Annotated in this window: 13 protein-coding genes; 1 reads left to right on the forward strand and 12 read right to left on the reverse strand. The window is 41.2% G+C overall.

Going from position 1 to position 15,777, the window contains the following annotated elements; translation table 11 throughout:
* Positions 1–75: 75 nt before the first annotated feature.
* The 8 genes from VIM89_RS23985 to VIM89_RS24020 form a co-directional block, all read right to left on the reverse strand.
* Positions 76–1,377, reverse strand: coding sequence for a tetratricopeptide repeat protein (locus VIM89_RS23985; protein ID WP_488158729.1), 1,302 nt, complete (start codon positions 1,375–1,377; stop codon positions 76–78).
* 3 nt (positions 1,378–1,380) lie between these two features.
* Entirely contained in the window at positions 1,381–2,565 is a 1,185-nt protein-coding gene (locus tag VIM89_RS23990; RefSeq protein ID WP_488158730.1) for a tetratricopeptide repeat protein, read from the reverse strand.
* Complete coding sequence (gene gyrA / locus VIM89_RS23995) at positions 2,504–5,056, reverse strand: DNA gyrase subunit A (protein WP_488158731.1); 2,553 nt, start codon at positions 5,054–5,056, stop codon at positions 2,504–2,506. Before gyrA ends, VIM89_RS23990 begins: the two co-directional genes overlap by 62 nt.
* A gap of 173 nt (positions 5,057–5,229) precedes the next feature.
* Complete coding sequence (locus tag VIM89_RS24000; protein WP_488158732.1) at positions 5,230–5,637, reverse strand: hypothetical protein; 408 nt, start codon at positions 5,635–5,637, stop codon at positions 5,230–5,232.
* The gene (hemF, locus tag VIM89_RS24005) at positions 5,634–6,530 is read right to left on the reverse strand and encodes an oxygen-dependent coproporphyrinogen oxidase (RefSeq protein WP_488158733.1); all 897 of its coding nucleotides are present in this window, start codon (positions 6,528–6,530) and stop codon (positions 5,634–5,636) included. The genes VIM89_RS24000 and hemF overlap by 4 nt, the downstream gene beginning before the upstream one ends.
* Positions 6,531–6,594: 64 nt before the next feature.
* Positions 6,595–7,833: an MFS transporter gene (locus VIM89_RS24010; protein ID WP_488158734.1), complete on the reverse strand. Its 1,239-nt coding sequence runs from the start codon at positions 7,831–7,833 to the stop codon at positions 6,595–6,597.
* A 104-nt stretch (positions 7,834–7,937) separates the two neighbouring features.
* Positions 7,938–8,135: a cold-shock protein gene (locus VIM89_RS24015; RefSeq protein WP_302899783.1), complete on the reverse strand. Its 198-nt coding sequence runs from the start codon at positions 8,133–8,135 to the stop codon at positions 7,938–7,940.
* A gap of 141 nt (positions 8,136–8,276) precedes the next feature.
* The gene (locus tag VIM89_RS24020; protein WP_488158735.1) at positions 8,277–8,912 is read right to left on the reverse strand and encodes a peroxiredoxin; all 636 of its coding nucleotides are present in this window, start codon (positions 8,910–8,912) and stop codon (positions 8,277–8,279) included.
* 188 nt (positions 8,913–9,100) lie between these two features.
* Here VIM89_RS24020 and VIM89_RS24025 point away from each other — a divergent pair, with 188 nt between their 5' ends.
* Positions 9,101–10,885: a glycoside hydrolase family 15 protein gene (locus VIM89_RS24025; RefSeq protein WP_488158736.1), complete on the forward strand. Its 1,785-nt coding sequence runs from the start codon at positions 9,101–9,103 to the stop codon at positions 10,883–10,885.
* A 21-nt stretch (positions 10,886–10,906) separates the two neighbouring features.
* On the opposite strand, the gene VIM89_RS24030 is transcribed toward VIM89_RS24025, so the two are convergent.
* From VIM89_RS24030 to VIM89_RS24045, 4 genes are all read right to left on the reverse strand, one after another.
* Entirely contained in the window at positions 10,907–11,299 is a 393-nt protein-coding gene (locus tag VIM89_RS24030; RefSeq protein WP_488158737.1) for a VOC family protein, read from the reverse strand.
* A gap of 78 nt (positions 11,300–11,377) precedes the next feature.
* Complete coding sequence (locus VIM89_RS24035) at positions 11,378–13,576, reverse strand: bifunctional alpha,alpha-trehalose-phosphate synthase (UDP-forming)/trehalose-phosphatase (protein ID WP_488158738.1); 2,199 nt, start codon at positions 13,574–13,576, stop codon at positions 11,378–11,380.
* Between the two features lie 125 nt (positions 13,577–13,701).
* On the reverse strand, positions 13,702–14,178 hold the full coding sequence (locus tag VIM89_RS24040) for a hypothetical protein (RefSeq protein ID WP_488158739.1): 477 nt from the start codon (positions 14,176–14,178) through the stop codon (positions 13,702–13,704).
* A 514-nt stretch (positions 14,179–14,692) separates the two neighbouring features.
* Complete coding sequence (locus VIM89_RS24045) at positions 14,693–15,499, reverse strand: SDR family oxidoreductase (RefSeq protein ID WP_488158740.1); 807 nt, start codon at positions 15,497–15,499, stop codon at positions 14,693–14,695.
* Positions 15,500–15,777: the final 278 nt, after the last annotated feature.

Genomic DNA, 15,777 nt, shown 5'->3' on the forward strand with positions numbered 1-15,777 from the left:
ATATTATGTTAAGTAATAGCTGAATTTAAAAGGGCCGCTTGTTTACAGGCCCTTCTAAATATCTTCCCTTACCGATTACTTGCCTGCAGGCAAAGCATCAATTTTCTTTTGGATATCGTTGGCGTTGTTGGTATCCTTAACACCCAGATAATAAGATTTCAAATTTGTCAATGCGTCTCTGGAATCCGGTTTCAATTCAACAGCCTTTAACAAATATGGTTTAGCCTGGTTAAATTGATCGGCAGCTTTTTTCATCGCTGCATCGTATGATTTCTGATCGTTCAGGAACTGAGCAGCATTATATTGATCGATAGCCGGCGCCATGGTTACATAACCCAGATTCAATACAGCTTCAAAATAATTAGGATCCATATCTACAGCCTTTTTGTAAGCTTCTGCTGCCTTTGCAAAGTTTGTTGCACGATCTGCCTGTATCTTTGCAATCTGTGGATTTGGTGTAAATTTCGCTCCAGCCTTCACCTTAGCCTGAGCAGCTTTATCAGCTTTTTGCAATTTTGTTACTTCTTTTTGTTGACCTTCAGCTATTTGTGAGTATGTCAAACCTGCATAATAATACAGCTTCTTGTTGTTCGGGTCAGCTTTAATAGCGGCTTCAATTTTGGTAACAAGATCACCCTGCTGACCAGCCTGTAGGCTTGTTTCGATTTCAGCTTTACGCAGATCACCATTATTTGGATATTTTGAAGTAGCTTCACTTGCAACCTTTACTGCATTAGCAGTATCCTTATTTAACATGTAAAGGATTGGCATATCCATATATATTTTTTCCTTATCCTTATAATCTGTAGCTAGTAACTTTTTGTAGTTTTCTATAGCATTAGGATAATTTTTAGCATTGGCTGCTGATACCCCGGCATAAAGCATTGCAGTAGTATCGCCCGGTATTAGTTTTTGTTCAGCCACAAAAGCGTTGTAAGCCTCATCATAATTCTTCGCCTGGTAAGCCTTCACACCTTTATCTAGTTGTATCTGAGCCAATTCACGGCTGGCGTGATCAATAAGACCTTTAAATTCACCTTTGGTATCGGCTTCTTTCGCTTTGGCAATCGCTTCTTCTGAAGTTGAAGTTTCGGTTGCTGCAGCAGATGCGTCGGCCTCATGAGCAGCCAGTGATGCATAAATTGCTGCTTTTAAAGCGTAAGTTTGTGGCAATGTAGCTGTTTTAGTATTTGCTGCGGCTTTATCAATAGCTGTTTTTGCATCCATTAATGATGGCTTCGCAAGAGTAAAATTTGCTCTTGATAGCGGATCGTATTTTTCATATGCCGATTGAGCATTACTTAACTCACCTTTTTGAGCAAATGCACTTATGGTGATCACCCCTAAAAGGCCTGTCAATAAAAATTTGATTTTCATGTGTTATTGATTGGTTACTAATTTAAGTTTTTCGCTTACCCGGTCCAGTTGGTCCTGGTTGCCTGTTTTTTGATAAACCATTTGCAGTAATTGCAGGCTTTTAACATCATTGGGGTTCATTTCAGATGCCTTCTCGAGCCACTGCCCTGCCCTGGAAATATCTTTCACACTATCATTATTGTGTTTCAAGACACCCATCTTAAAGTACAGAACACCAAGACTATACACCGGTTCATATAAAGAACTGTTCAATTCAATGGCATGTAAATATAGTGATTCTGCTTTATCAAATTTATTTAAATGATCATAACAATTAGCACTGATATAAACAACCTCTTCATTATTTGGATTTTCATCCAATAATTTCGGCAATAAAGGCTCTAAAGCATGATAATCGCGCTTATTATTATAAATATTAGCCTCATCAAGCAGTAAAAATTTATCATCGGGCACGTGCTTTCTCCCTTTTTGTAATATCTGTAATGCTTTGGAAGTATCCCCTATCGCTTTAAACGTATTTGAAGCAGCTTCGATATATTCGGCTTTTGTGCTGTCGGTCTTTAGCAGATCGGTATAATATTTACCGGCATCGAGTAAGTTTCCCAGCCTGTTATTGGCGTAGGCGATATATGCGTTCAGATTTTTGTAGTCGGGTGCATATTTCTTGGCTTTTTGAAATGTTGCGATGGCGTTGTTAAAATCCGACATCCGCATGTATTCAAAACCCTGGCGCAAATAAACATTGGCTATACAGTTTTTGCAATAATCGAGCTCGGGCTGATATTTGTAGCTCTTCTTATTAGCCAGCAGCTTATCCAGATGACGGCGTGTCTGATCAAAGAAATTTGCCGGCTGTTTTGTTTTATTGGTCGAGTCGATATAAACGATACTACAATAAACAACTGCTTTATACATATTCTTCTGCAGATCGACTGAGTCAGAATGCGTTTTGATCAAGCTATCGACCGATTTTTTAGCACTGGTTAAGTATTTCAGGTCCTTCTTCTGCTTATAAAAAGCCAGGTTATTGACCACACTTTTAAATACTTCTGTTTGACCAAAAGCTATGGAAGCAGAAAATAACGATATGAAAAGCAGTAAAATTACCTTGCGGCCAGCCATATTTTTATTCAGTTTCTTCGCCAGTTGAAGATTCGGTATCAGTATCCGGGTTTTCAGTTCCTTCAACGTTGTCTTGTGCTTCCTCGTCTTCGTCATGCTCGATCTTTGCTACTGAAGCGATCTCATCATCTCCTTTAAAAGTGATCAGCCTCACTCCTTGCGTAGCACGTCCCATGGTTCTCAATTCACTTACAGCGATACGGATAATGATACCTGATTTATTAATGATCATCAGATCTTCCTTATCTGTAACACCTTTTATGGCAACAAGTTTTCCTGTTTTATCAGTAATGTTAAGCGTTTTAACACCTTTACCGCCCCGATTGGTAACACGGTAGTCGTCAATATCGGTACGTTTACCATAGCCCTTTTCAGAAACCACCAGCACAGTCGTTTCAGGGTTATCGATACTGATCATACCTACTACTTCATCGTTTTCATCTTCAAGGCTGATACCGCGAACACCTGTTGCAGTGCGGCCCATCGGACGAACAGTTGACTCATTAAAGCGAATCGCCCTACCCGATTTCAGCGCCATTACAATTTCGCTGCTTCCGCTGGTCAGGTTGGCTTCCAGCAGCATATCGCCTTCATTGATATTGATGGCGTTGATACCGTTAGCACGCGGACGGGAATAAGCCTCTAATGAGGTTTTCTTAATGGTACCTTTGCGGGTACACATAATAATGAAGTTATTCTCTAAATATTCCTGGTCTTTCAGGCTTGTAAGCTTGATAAAGGCTTTGATGTTTTCTTCTTTCGGAATATTGATAATGTTCTGGATTGCACGACCTTTTGATGTGCGTGTGCCTTCCGGAATTTCAAATACCCTCAACCAGAAGCAACGACCGGCTTCTGTGAAGAACAACATATAGTTGTGGTTCGATGCCACTAACAGGTGCTCGATAAAGTCTTCATCGCGGCTGTTGCTGCCGATAGCGCCTTTACCGCCTCTGCCCTGTCTGCGGTATTCAGTCAGCGGGGTACGTTTGATATATCCTTCATGAGAGATAGTGATCACCACATCTTCATCCTCGATGAAGTCTTCGGTCATCATTTCGGCAGATGAATGCACAATTTCTGTTTTGCGCTCATCGCCATATTTTTCTCTTATCTCAGTAAGCTCGTCTTTGATGATCTGTATTTGCAAACCCTGATCAGCCAAAACAGATTTTAAGTATTCTATTTGCTTCATCAGTTCGGCATATTCAGCTTTGATCTTGTCACGTTCCAGACCTGTCAACCTTCTTAGGGTCATATCCAGGATGGCACGCGCCTGTATCTCGCTCAGGCCGAATTTGCTCATCAGTCCGTCACGGGCTGATTCCGGCGTATCTGAAGCGCGGATCAGGGCGATAACTTCATCCAGATGATCCAGTGCGATCAGTAAACCTTCGAGGATATGCGCACGTTTTTCAGCTTCAGCAAGTTCAAACTTGGTACGGCGAACGATAACATCCAACCTGTGATCCACAAAGTGATGGATCAGATCTTTCAGGTTGAGCATCATTGGCCTGCCGTGCACTAGTGCGATATTATTTACGCTGAATGATGTTTGCAGCGAAGTGTACTTATACAGGTTGTTCAGTACGATGGCTGCATTAGTATCTCTCCTGATCTCGTAAACGATACGGATACCTTCGCGGTTAGATTCATCTCGGATAGCGGTGATACCATCGACCTTTTTCTCGTTGACCAGATCGGCAGTACGCTCAATCATGATCGCTTTATTTACCTGGTAAGGTATTTCGGTTACAACAATACGCTCACGATCGTTATTATAAGTTTCAATCTCGGCACGGGCTCTCAATACCACACGTCCGCGACCGGTTTCAAAGGCGTCGCGCACGCCTTCATACCCATAAATAATACCACCTGTAGGGAAATCGGGGGCCTTGACGTGTTTCATCAATTCCGATATTTCGATGTTGCGGTCATCTAAAAAGGCCATAGTGGCGTTGATAACTTCTGTTAAATTATGCGGCGCCATATTGGTAGCCATACCTACCGCGATACCGGATGCACCGTTAACCAGCAGGTTAGGAAATTTTGATGGCAATACAGTAGGTTCTTCCAGCGAGTCGTCAAAGTTGAGCTGGAAGTCGATCGTGTCCTTGTTGATATCGGCCAGCATTTCTTCGGCCAGCTTTTGCAGCCTTGCCTCTGTATAACGCATTGCCGCAGGGTTGTCACCATCTATGGTACCGAAGTTACCCTGGCCTTCCACCAGCGGGTATCGTAAGCTGAAATCCTGCGCCATACGCACCATAGTATCGTAAACCGACGAGTCGCCGTGCGGGTGGTACTTACCCATCACCTCACCGACAATACGTGCAGATTTTTTTGTGGGTTTATTGTTGTTTAGCCCAAGATCAAGCATGCCAAATAACACACGCCTGTGAACGGGTTTTAAGCCGTCGCGGACATCGGGTAATGCCCTGGATACGATAACCGACATTGAATAGTCAATGTAGGCTGATCGCATTTGTTCATCAATATTTATTGGAATTATTCTGTCTTCTCCCGGATTGTTTCCGTTTCCTGTTTCGTCAGCCATTTTCTTTTATGTAGAATCTTCTGGTTTTAGTTGCGGGTTTAAAATGCTTTTTTACCGACCTGCGAAGTTAAAAAAATACTTCGTTTTGAGGCAGCTTTTTTATACACATTCGGGGCGAAATGTGAGTAAATCAGGTAACAACTTGAATATAGATAACGTGGCAGGAGGCTTGATTATTTCATGCGTTTCCAATACTCTTCAATTACCATTCCGCTGGGCAAAGTGGCCTTCAGCGTAAGTGTATCATTCCGAATGGTATAGAGATATGGGATGGGTATATTCAATACTTTTGTCGGCGGTCCGCTGAAGGTTTGCGTTTCTATGCAGGTATCGCCATGAAGTACATAATCACCGGCTTCATATTTTTCAGGTGCGGCGGCGCTATCGATGGAATATGACTCAAAATGCTCTTTATCATATTTGCGTTGAAGCCTATAATCAGTCGGCGCTCCCTCCTTTTTGCCGTTATAGATACCGCCGGCATACTCCCATGCTCCTTGCAATGATCGCTTCGCAATAAATGACGACGCGGTAATTGTTAAAACAAACAACAATACGACAAATCCAGGTTTCCTCATCATGCCCAATTAATCCCCTTCTTTAATAAATTTAACGTTTTTTCTTCTTCGCTATTGGGTTCAGGATGAAAATTATATACCCAGTTAGCTGTTGGCGGTAGACTCATCAAAATAGATTCAATGCGCCCGTTGGTTTCAAGTCCGAATTTCGTTCCTGCATCATATACCAGGTTAAATTCCACGTAGCGGCTGCGACGCTGATATTGCCATAGCTGATTTTGCTCAGTGAAATTTTTATTGCGGTTACGATTAACCAATTCGGTATACACAGGTGCGAAAGATCGCCCTACTGCTTTTGAGAATTCGAATACCTGCTCCCAGCTTAATTCGTCAGTTGCCGTCAGTCGATCATAAAATATGCCGCCTATGCCACGTGTCTCATTTCGATGTTTGATAAAGAAGTAATCATCCGCCCAAAGTTTGAAACGATGATAGAAATCATAATGATAACTGTCGCAGGCAGTTTTTAGTTTATTGTGGAAATACTTAGCATCATCCTCGAAAACATAATGAGGTGTCAGATCAATTCCGCCGCCAAACCACCTTACTTCCGAACCCGGCATTTCGAAATACCTGATATTCATATGAATAATCGGCACCATTGGGTGATTTGGATGAATAACTATGGAAACGCCCGTTGCAAAAAAATCTTCCTGATCTACATTCAAGGCTTTTTTCATAGTCTGAGGCAGCTGACCATAAACGGCTGAAAAATTCACCCCGCCTTTTTCAAAAATATTTCCGTTTTGAATGATCCTGGTACGACCGCCGCCCCCACCTTCCCTGTCCCATAATTCTTCTTCAAAGCGTGCTTTACCATCGCATTGCTCAAGGGCCGAGCATATTTCATCCTGTATTAGCCGATAATCTTCAGCTACTTGTTCCTTACTGATCATCGGGGCAAAGGTAGTTAATTAGTTGATTGGGTTGAATGGTTGATTAGGTTAAGTGGTTGTCAAATTAACTAACCTCAACATAATCCAGATCCTTATGGAAGCTCTCTTTTAATTGGCTCAGGCAGAATAACGCCAGAACGGTAAGAATAGCCATCATGATGTAAGCACTATTGATCATCCCATAATGCAATACGAACACATTAAAAAGGGCATTAATCGGTATTAATGATCCACGGATGAAATTGGGAACTGTTGTGGTAACGGTCGAACGAATGTTGGTGCCAAATTGCTCTGCAGCAATCGTCACAAATGTGGCCCAATACCCTACAGCAAAACCCATAAAGAAACAAAGCCAGATAAATTGGCTGTTGGTAATGCCTTTAGCACTTAAATAGGCTACAACACTCAGTGCGGATAATATCAGGTAAATGAGCATTGTCAGTTTTCTTGATTTGGTAAGTTGAGCCAATATTGCAGCAAAGATTCCCCCTACAGAAATCCCCACATAGCTGTAAAGTATACCTGTGCCGGCGCTTAGCGTTTCCTTTGCTCCCAAAGCTTTTCCAATTTCAGGCGATTGCGTAATCAAAATACCCACCACATACCATAACGGCGCCCCGATAAATATGCAGCATAGGTATTTATAGAAACGCTTCCAGTTGGTGAACAGCATCAGCATATTCCCTTTAGATACTTCGGAAGCTTTGGCAACCGTCTTATACATTCCGGATTCAAAAGTCCCCAACCGCAACAAAAGCAGAACAATGCCTAAGATGCCTCCGACATAATAAGCAGTACGCCAATCATATTTACTCACCATTGCTGCCGCTACAGCGCCTAAAAGACCAATAACTGCAACCAACATGGTTCCGTATCCCCTGTTTTCCTTGCTTAGGGTTTCGCTAACCAATGTAATACCAGCTCCCAATTCTCCAGCAAGGCCAACGCCCGCTATAAATCTGATAATGGCGTACATATTTACGTCATGTACCATGCCATTGGCGAAATTTGCTATAGAGTATAATAATATCGATCCGAATAAAACTTTAATGCGGCCCAACTTATCACCAAGTATGCCCCAGAATATTCCACCCAATAATAGTCCCAGCATTTGCATATTGATGATATGCACACCCATTAGTCGGTTTGCATCGCCATCGGCTACACCGATATCATGCAGGCTTTTAACACGGACGATAGAGAAAATTACAAGGTCATAGATGTCAACAAAGTAACCTAATGAGGCTACCAATACCAGTAAAACAGCGTTGCGGGTAAGTTTTAGGGAAGCAGTTTCAGACATAAATTGTAATAGTTGGCCGGGCTAATTTAAATAATTATTCATTCTCACATAAAAAAACCCCTGCAAACTATTGCAGAGGTTCTAAAAATCAGAATAAGTTTAATCTATATCTTTTTCACTTTTACCGCCTGTAATCCTTTTCTGCCTTCTTCCACATCATACTCTACGCTGTCATTATCCTTAATGGCATTTACTCCTCCCTGTACATCTTTAAAATGTACAAAAAGATCTTTGCCTTCATCGGTAATGATAAAACCGTAGCCTTTTTGTGTGTTAAACCATTTTACTTTTCCAGTTTTCATAATTATTAATACTGTTAAAAAAAAATTTGTAATAAGATTAAAAACTAAAGGCAAACTGGAATAAAATTGGTTTTAACTCGCAGAAAGCATTATAATATTAACCCGTTTTTCAAATATATAAAATTATTTAAAAAATAAAAATTATTTATTTGGTTGAGGCGTTGTGCGCAGATAAGATTTGATAACCTTGTGTCCCTTAGGGAATTTAGCAGGTATATCTTCAGTTTTAATTGCAGGCACCACAATTACGTCTTCGCCATCTTTCCAGTCGGCTGGTGTAGCAACACTGTATTTGGCTGTAAGCTGCAAAGAATCTATCACGCGCAATATTTCCTGGAAGTTTCTGCCTGTTGATGCCGGGTAAGTAATAGTCAGTTTTACGGTCTTATCCGGCGCAATAACAAACAATGAACGCACAGTAGCAGTTAGTGATGCGTTTGGGTGGATCATATCATAAGCCAGGGCAATTTCGCGGTTCTCATCCCCTATTAACGGGAAATTCACTTCTACATCCTGCGTTTCGTTGATGTCATTGATCCAGCCTTTGTGGGATTCCACCGAATCGACACTTAGTGCAACTACTTTCACATTACGCTTATCGAATTCATCTTTTAATGAAGCCGTTTTGCCTAATTCAGTAGTACATACCGGTGTATAATCTGCCGGGTGCGAAAATAATACACCCCAGCTGTCGCCAAGGTATTCATAAAAATCTATTTCTCCCTGTGAGGTTTTGGCCTTAAAGTTTGGGGCCACATCGCCTAGTCGTAAGCTCATATGAATTAAAATTTAATGGTTTATAAGTTTTATTTAAAGTTATAAAATTACTGCCGTTGCCGACATTGTCAATGCAAATTGCAAAATATCTATCAAACATATATACATTGTAGAATAAAATTTACATCAACATTATACAGAAATTATTGTTGAAGCTAGTTAGAAACCTTAAAGCTGATACACACCCGATGGCACGACACACTTATGAAACAGGAATAATAGGCAATTGCGCATTTCTGGCACATGTAAATAAGAATACCAATATCGATTGGCTTTGCTGGCCCCGTTTTGACAGCACCTTTATTTTCGGAGGACTGCTCGATAAGAAAAAAGGCGGCGAATTCTCGATTTTACCTGAGGGAGATTTTACGTCTCATCAATACTACCAGGAGAATACTAATATATTGGTGACAGAAATAACTGTAAAAAGCGGTGGCATGTACCGCATAACAGATTTCGCCCCCCGTTTTTACCAGAACCAGCGTTATTATAAACCTTTGATGCTTATAAGAAAAATTGAGGCAATAGATGGCTCTCCACGTATCAAGGTGAAATGCCAGCCTGTTTCGGAGTATGGTGAGATTAAATTGCAAGTAAATCGCGGCAGCAATCACATCCAATATTTAGGTGGTGATGAAAATATCCGGCTGACTACCAATATTCCGATCAGTTATATTTTTGACGAACACGCCTTTGTGCTGAATGAATGCAAATACCTGGTGATGACCTACGGAGAGCCTCTGGAAGCACCGTTAATTACCACCGCAGACCGTTTTCTTCATGAAACTACCCGTTACTGGCAAACCTGGATCAAGCACTCCTCTATCGCTACCTTTTATCAGCCTTATGTGATCCGTTCGGCGCTGGCTCTTAAGATACACCAGTTCGAGGATACAGGTGCCATTATCGCTGCCAGTACCACCAGTTTGCCTGAGTCGCCTGGTAGCGGACGTACGTGGGATTACCGTTATTGCTGGCTGCGTGATACCTATTATGTCATCACCTCACTGAACCACATTGGCCATTTTGAGGAGATGGAGAAATACTTTAATTATGTTACGGATATTTCTTTTTCCGAGGATTTTAGATATCAACCTTTATACGGTATCACAGGTCAAAAACGCTTAACAGAAAGAATACTGGACGACCTGGATGGCTATATGGGTAATCAGCCGGTGCGTGTAGGTAACCAGGCATATGAGCACATCCAGAATGATATTTACGGACAGGTGCTTATTTCAGTCCTTCCCTTATATACTGATCACCGTTTTATTTTTTCGGAAAGAAAGGATTCCGCACGCTGGGTCGATTACCTGCTTACCAAAATAGAAAAGACGATTGATGAGAAAGACGCCGGGATATGGGAGTTCCGTAATATGGCCAACATTCACTGTTACAGCAACCTTTTCCAGTGGGCCGGGGCCAATGCAGCGGAGAAGATGGCGCGTACTATCGAGCATAAAGCTTTGACAAAAAAGGCCATTTCATTAAAAAAACGTGCTGCAAAACACATCGAAAGCTGTTATGATGCGAAAAGAAAAGTATATACCAATTCGGCGGGCAACCCTAACCTTGATGCCAGTACATTGCAGCTTATCATGATGAATTACCTGGATCCTGCGTCAAAACGGGCAAAGGATCATCTGGCTGCACTAGAGAAAGAGTTAAAAGCATCTAATGGATTATTCTACAGGTATTTATACAAAGATGATTTTGGTAAACCGCAAGCTACTTTCCTAATCTGCGCCTTTTGGTATGTAGAGGCCTTGGCAACAGTTGGACGCATTGATGATGCATTGAAAGAATTTGAAAACCTATTGCAATTTTCTAATCACCTGTTACTTTTTAGCGAAGATGTAGATGAAAATGACGGCAGCCAATGGGGTAATTTTCCGCAGGCGTATAGCCATGTGGGGTTGATGAATGCGGCTTACCGCATAGCGATGAAACTGGACAGGCCGATTTTTCTTTAAGGATGAAGGCGTGGTGTTGTCTTAATTTGCATTTGGTCGCCCAAAGAACAATCTATATCCATCTGCGTCATCAATTTCAAAGCCGAGTAAATTATCGCTATTAACCATAAGTGATTGATGAAAAGCAATATCTTTTGAGCTATATTCCTCAAATAAAGCTTGCGGGTCATCCACAGAAATATAGGCATCCCAACGAGCCCATTCGTGGCGGGTATGATTCGGAATAGGTTTTATTTCCGGAGTAATTGCTTTAAGATTGATCCAAACGCCGTCGCGACCCACGATGGCAAAATAAGGATCACCTTCGGGGCCTATAAATTGGATATCAAAACCCAACTTATCTACATAAAATGTAACTGAAGTTTGCAGGTTTTCGATGATAAAAAAAGGCGCAATGAAGTTAAGGCTGGCCATATTGCATGTCATTAGTCACTAGTCATTCGATTATGCAATTTAACACTCTTAAAACTAATGACCAATGACCAAAAAAGTCTATCCATGTTTTACAAAGCTATTTTCGGCAAGTGTTTTCAATAATCTGCGCGCTTCAAATGGTGTGCGCAGGTAGAACTTCGCCGCAGAAACGTTACTTCCTATTTTTATAGTGATGGCACTATCGGGTAATGCTTTGAATATATCTTCGTCGGTATAATCATCCCCCAAAGCCATGACGAAATCATATTTATCGCCATCCACCATAGTTAAAGCTGCCTTGCCTTTGTTGATCTCCATATTCTTTACTTCGACTACCTTGTCGCCAGGCAATAGCTGCAGGCCTTTATCATTGGTGATATACTTAAGGGTATTCATTAATTCATTCGCCCTTAATTCGCCCAAACCTTTTTGTGCTTTACGATAGTGCCAAACCAATGAATATGATTTTTCTTCAATAAATGTACCTGGTGTGCGGTCAACATAGGTTTCCAGTACCGGGAAAATATCATGTTTCCATTGTGCCGAAAGCCCCGGAAGTTTATGCCAGCCGGAATGCTGTTTTTTAAACCAGGCGCCATGTTCAGCTATCAGGTCTATGTTATGGTCGGCAAACCATTCGCCCAGGATATCGTGTTTACGGCCGCTGATCAACACAACATGATTTGCCGGGTCTTCTGTCAATTGGTTGATTATGGTATACAGGTCTTCGTCTGGAACTGCCTGATCGATAACCGGTTTAAAATCGACTAATGTACCATCATAATCTAAGAATATGATCCGCTTTTGCGTTTTGGTGTAACGACTAATAATAGATTGTTCGGTAGCCGAACCTATGTAACGTGTCAACATGGAGCGCTGTAATTGCTTCACTTCATTCAGCTTATCCATAAATATTTTTACCCAATGCGACACATTGAATTTGGAAACCATTTGCCGCATCTGCACCATACGTTTTCTCTGCTCCTCAACAGGCATATTGATGGCCTGTATAAGCGTTTGCGCTACCTCGACGGTGTTATTAGGATTAACAATAAGTGCGTCTATCAATTCTTTTGACGCTCCTGCCATTTCGCTCAAAACAAGTACGCCATCATTGTTTACGCGACTGGCCACGTATTCCTTGCTCACCAAATTCATACCGTCACGCATTGGCGTTACGAGGCAGACATCCGCACTAAAATACAAAGCCGACAGCATTTCTATTGGCATTGAACGATAATAATAATGGATGGGCACCCAATCCATTGTACGATATACAGAATTGATTGTGCCTACTCTCTTATCTATCTGGTCTCGCAGCTGTGCATATTGCGGGACAGTATCGCGGGATGGTACGACAACCATGTATAACGCAATCTTTTCACGGTATTGGGGGTAATGTTCTAAAATGTATTCAAACACCTGGAGCCGTTGCAGGATACCTTTACTGTAATCAAGCCTGTCGATAGTAACAATAAGCTTAGTATTTTTAAAAGTATCATGAATTAGCTTGATATCTTTTTTTACTTCAGGATCGTGGGTTAATGCGGCATATTTTTTATCATCAATACCCATCGGGAACGATTCGGCAACCACAGAGCGTTCACCATCGGTGATGATATTGGCCGATGATGTCACCGGTAATATCCTGGTAGATGCGTTGATAAAATGGCGTACATCGTCAAAAGTGTGGAAGCCAACCAGGTCGGCACCTAAAAGGCCGTTCATCAATTCAGCACGCCAGGGTATCAGTCTGAACATCTCATAAGATGGGAATGGGATATGCAGAAAGAAACCTATTGAAAGATCGGGGCTTTCCTTTCTTATAAGGCTTGGTAATAGCATTAACTGGTAATCATGAACCCAAATGGTATCTCCGGGCTTTGCGATATTCAATACAGCCTGCTTAAATTTGTCGTTTACCTGCTGGTAAAACTCCCAGTTCGATTCTTTATAGTTGGCATAGGTTGAGGCATAATAGTGAAAAACAGGCCAAAGCACTTCATTTGAAAAGCCTTCGTAATATTCGCTGATTTCTTCCTGTGACAGAAATACAGGTAGTAAGCTTTGCTCCTTTAACTGTTTGGTGATCTTTTTCTGAACGGCATCATCAGTAATTTCAAGTCCGGGCCATCCTATCCATATATTGTCACCTTGTTTATAGATAGATCCCAGGCCGGTTGCTAATCCACCCTCACTTGGTAACAGCGCGTATTCGCCATTATTTTCCTGGATCTTTACCGGCAGCCGGTTTGAAACAATTATGGTTTTAGGCATATCAAGAGTTTTTTTATCCTTTATAAATGCCTGAGGGGTATAAGTTGTTTTAATTATTCTGCGTAAAAAGCATAAAAAAAGCCGCTCCGAGGTATCGGGCGGCTTTTTTAGCAACAATTTTACAATTACTTAACTTGTTTGTAAAATGCAATGTGTGCGTCAGAAGTAATTTTTACTAATACTTCTTTAGTGTCGTTTTTTAGGTCAACAAAGTATGCAGTTTCATCAGCATCAGGGTTTAACTCAGTGTTGTTTTGGATAACGATCACTTCATTAACATTGTAACCTTTGTAGTTTTCGTTGATTTCTTTCAAAGCTTTAGCAGGAATAGCTTTAGCATCAACATCCTGGGTTAAAGCAACGAATTCGCCACTCAGGTTGTAGAAAGCAGTTTTCTTAACGTTATCAGCAACGAAGTCAGCTTTCTGGAAAGAACCATTAACAGTCCAAACTACATTAGTAGCATCAGCAAAATCAGCATTGAACTGGTTTAAAACTGTGTAAGAAACATTCACATCAGCTTTATCTTTTTTGGTGCCATCGGCAAATACGCTTGCGCTAAACAAAGTAGCGATTGCAGCGGTTATAAATAATTTTTTCATTGTCTTAAATTTTAAATCCGCAACAAAAATACACTGTAGTTGCTAAATTTTAAAATATTAGGTAACTTTTATAATTATTTTATAAAGTTAGGGGTGTTTTTTGTTTTTTCGTAAAATAGAAGCGAATACTTAGTGTGTTTTTTACATTATGGCAAAGATTTTTGAGAATACTTAGTGTATTTTATACAATAAGTAAATTTTTTAACAATTTCCTTGCAATTTGATGACAAACAGCAGTTTTTGATAATAAATAATTTACAAAAGCACTTATCTATTATCGGCAAATTGAGGACAAACACGCAATATATTGCCAAAAATATGATATAGATAATAAATCAGTCCCTTTTTAAAGCTTATTTACCAGCGTCTCTTGTTGGTGTTGTCACCAGCAAAAATTGGTTTACGGGCATTTCTGCTCCAAAAAGTGATTCGCGGTTTGTTGGTGACAACACCGACAAAGGCGGAAAGAGCACAACAAAAGCGGGAGTTTTGATAATAGAGCATTACAAACTGCTCAACCATTATCCGCAAAACCCGGATACAATGTCATTCCTCCATCCATAAATATGGTAGTGCCGGTAATATAATCGGCTTCGTCAGATGCCAGCCAGGCGGCCAGCTTACCGATGTCTTCTGTCACCCCTGGTCGATTATAAGGTATTAGAGTAAGTAGCTTTTTCAAAGCTTCCGGAGAGCTCCATGCAGCCTGGTTAATATGTGTCTCAATAGCCCCCGGCCCGATGCTTACCACCCGTATTTTATGCGGAGCCAGTTCCTGGGCCATGCTTTTCATCAGCATCATTACGCCTCCTTTGCTGGCAGCATAATTCACATGGCCTCCCCAAGGGATCACTTCGTGCACACTGCTCATACAAATGATCTTACCCGCTGCCTTGCTCCTGCCTTCAACTACTCCTCTTCTGATAAACTCTTTAGCCGCTTCACGAGCACAAAGGAATTGGCCGGTTAGGTTGATGCTGATCACTGTATTCCATTGTTCCAGCGTCATATCCACAAACTTTGAATCGCGCTGCAACCCGGCATTATTTACCAGTATATCAACAGTGCCATATTGTTGAAACGTTTCGGCAAACATAGCTTTTACTTCGTCCTCTTTACTCACATCGGCATGAATAGCATAGGCTTCACCACCGGCAGCTTTTATTTCATCGACAGTTAACTGGGCTACCTCATGCGCGTCAACATGATTAATAATCACTTTTGCTCCGGCTTTAGCCAGTTCTAATGATACGCCTTGGCCGATTCCGCTGTCGGCACCTGTAACTAATGCTATTTGTCCTTGTAATGAGTATGAATTCATAATGTACCTGCTTTGCTATAAATATAGCAAACGCAAGTTGCAGATTTGGTTTTTAAGAAAATATAAAGACACGATTAAGGGATTTGTGGGATTGTTTAGATTTCGATCATTGATTTAAAGAAAAAGGGCCAGATTTAATCCAGTGATGGTCGGAAGAATATTCCGGCCATTTATTATGTTTTAAAGAGCAAGCCTGGATCGCCGCCACATTGTACAACGATAAGGGCTATTGCCAAATCTCTTACTTCCATTGCAAAGCGCCTTTTGGCGGTTTTATA

Source organism: Mucilaginibacter sp., from assembly GCF_036568825.1.
Taxonomy (GTDB): domain Bacteria; phylum Bacteroidota; class Bacteroidia; order Sphingobacteriales; family Sphingobacteriaceae; genus Mucilaginibacter.

Bases quoted from the DNA above. Each gene is read 5' to 3' on its own strand.
- VIM89_RS23985 (WP_488158729.1), bottom strand. From the start codon at position 1,377: ATGAAAATCAAATTTTTATTGACAGGCCTTTTAGGGGTGATCACCATA.
- VIM89_RS24025 (WP_488158736.1), top strand. From the start codon at position 9,101: ATGGCACGACACACTTATGAAACAGGAATAATAGGCAATTGCGCATTT.
- VIM89_RS24045 (WP_488158740.1), bottom strand. From the start codon at position 15,499: ATGAATTCATACTCATTACAAGGACAAATAGCATTAGTTACAGGTGCC.
- VIM89_RS24030 (WP_488158737.1), bottom strand. From the start codon at position 11,299: ATGGCCAGCCTTAACTTCATTGCGCCTTTTTTTATCATCGAAAACCTG.
- VIM89_RS24015 (WP_302899783.1), bottom strand. From the start codon at position 8,135: ATGAAAACTGGAAAAGTAAAATGGTTTAACACACAAAAAGGCTACGGT.
- VIM89_RS24020 (WP_488158735.1), bottom strand. From the start codon at position 8,912: ATGAGCTTACGACTAGGCGATGTGGCCCCAAACTTTAAGGCCAAAACC.
- VIM89_RS24010 (WP_488158734.1), bottom strand. From the start codon at position 7,833: ATGTCTGAAACTGCTTCCCTAAAACTTACCCGCAACGCTGTTTTACTG.
- hemF (WP_488158733.1), bottom strand. From the start codon at position 6,530: ATGATCAGTAAGGAACAAGTAGCTGAAGATTATCGGCTAATACAGGAT.
- VIM89_RS24040 (WP_488158739.1), bottom strand. From the start codon at position 14,178: ATGAAAAAATTATTTATAACCGCTGCAATCGCTACTTTGTTTAGCGCA.
- gyrA (WP_488158731.1), bottom strand. From the start codon at position 5,056: ATGGCTGACGAAACAGGAAACGGAAACAATCCGGGAGAAGACAGAATA.
- VIM89_RS24035 (WP_488158738.1), bottom strand. From the start codon at position 13,576: ATGCCTAAAACCATAATTGTTTCAAACCGGCTGCCGGTAAAGATCCAG.
- VIM89_RS24000 (WP_488158732.1), bottom strand. From the start codon at position 5,637: ATGATGAGGAAACCTGGATTTGTCGTATTGTTGTTTGTTTTAACAATT.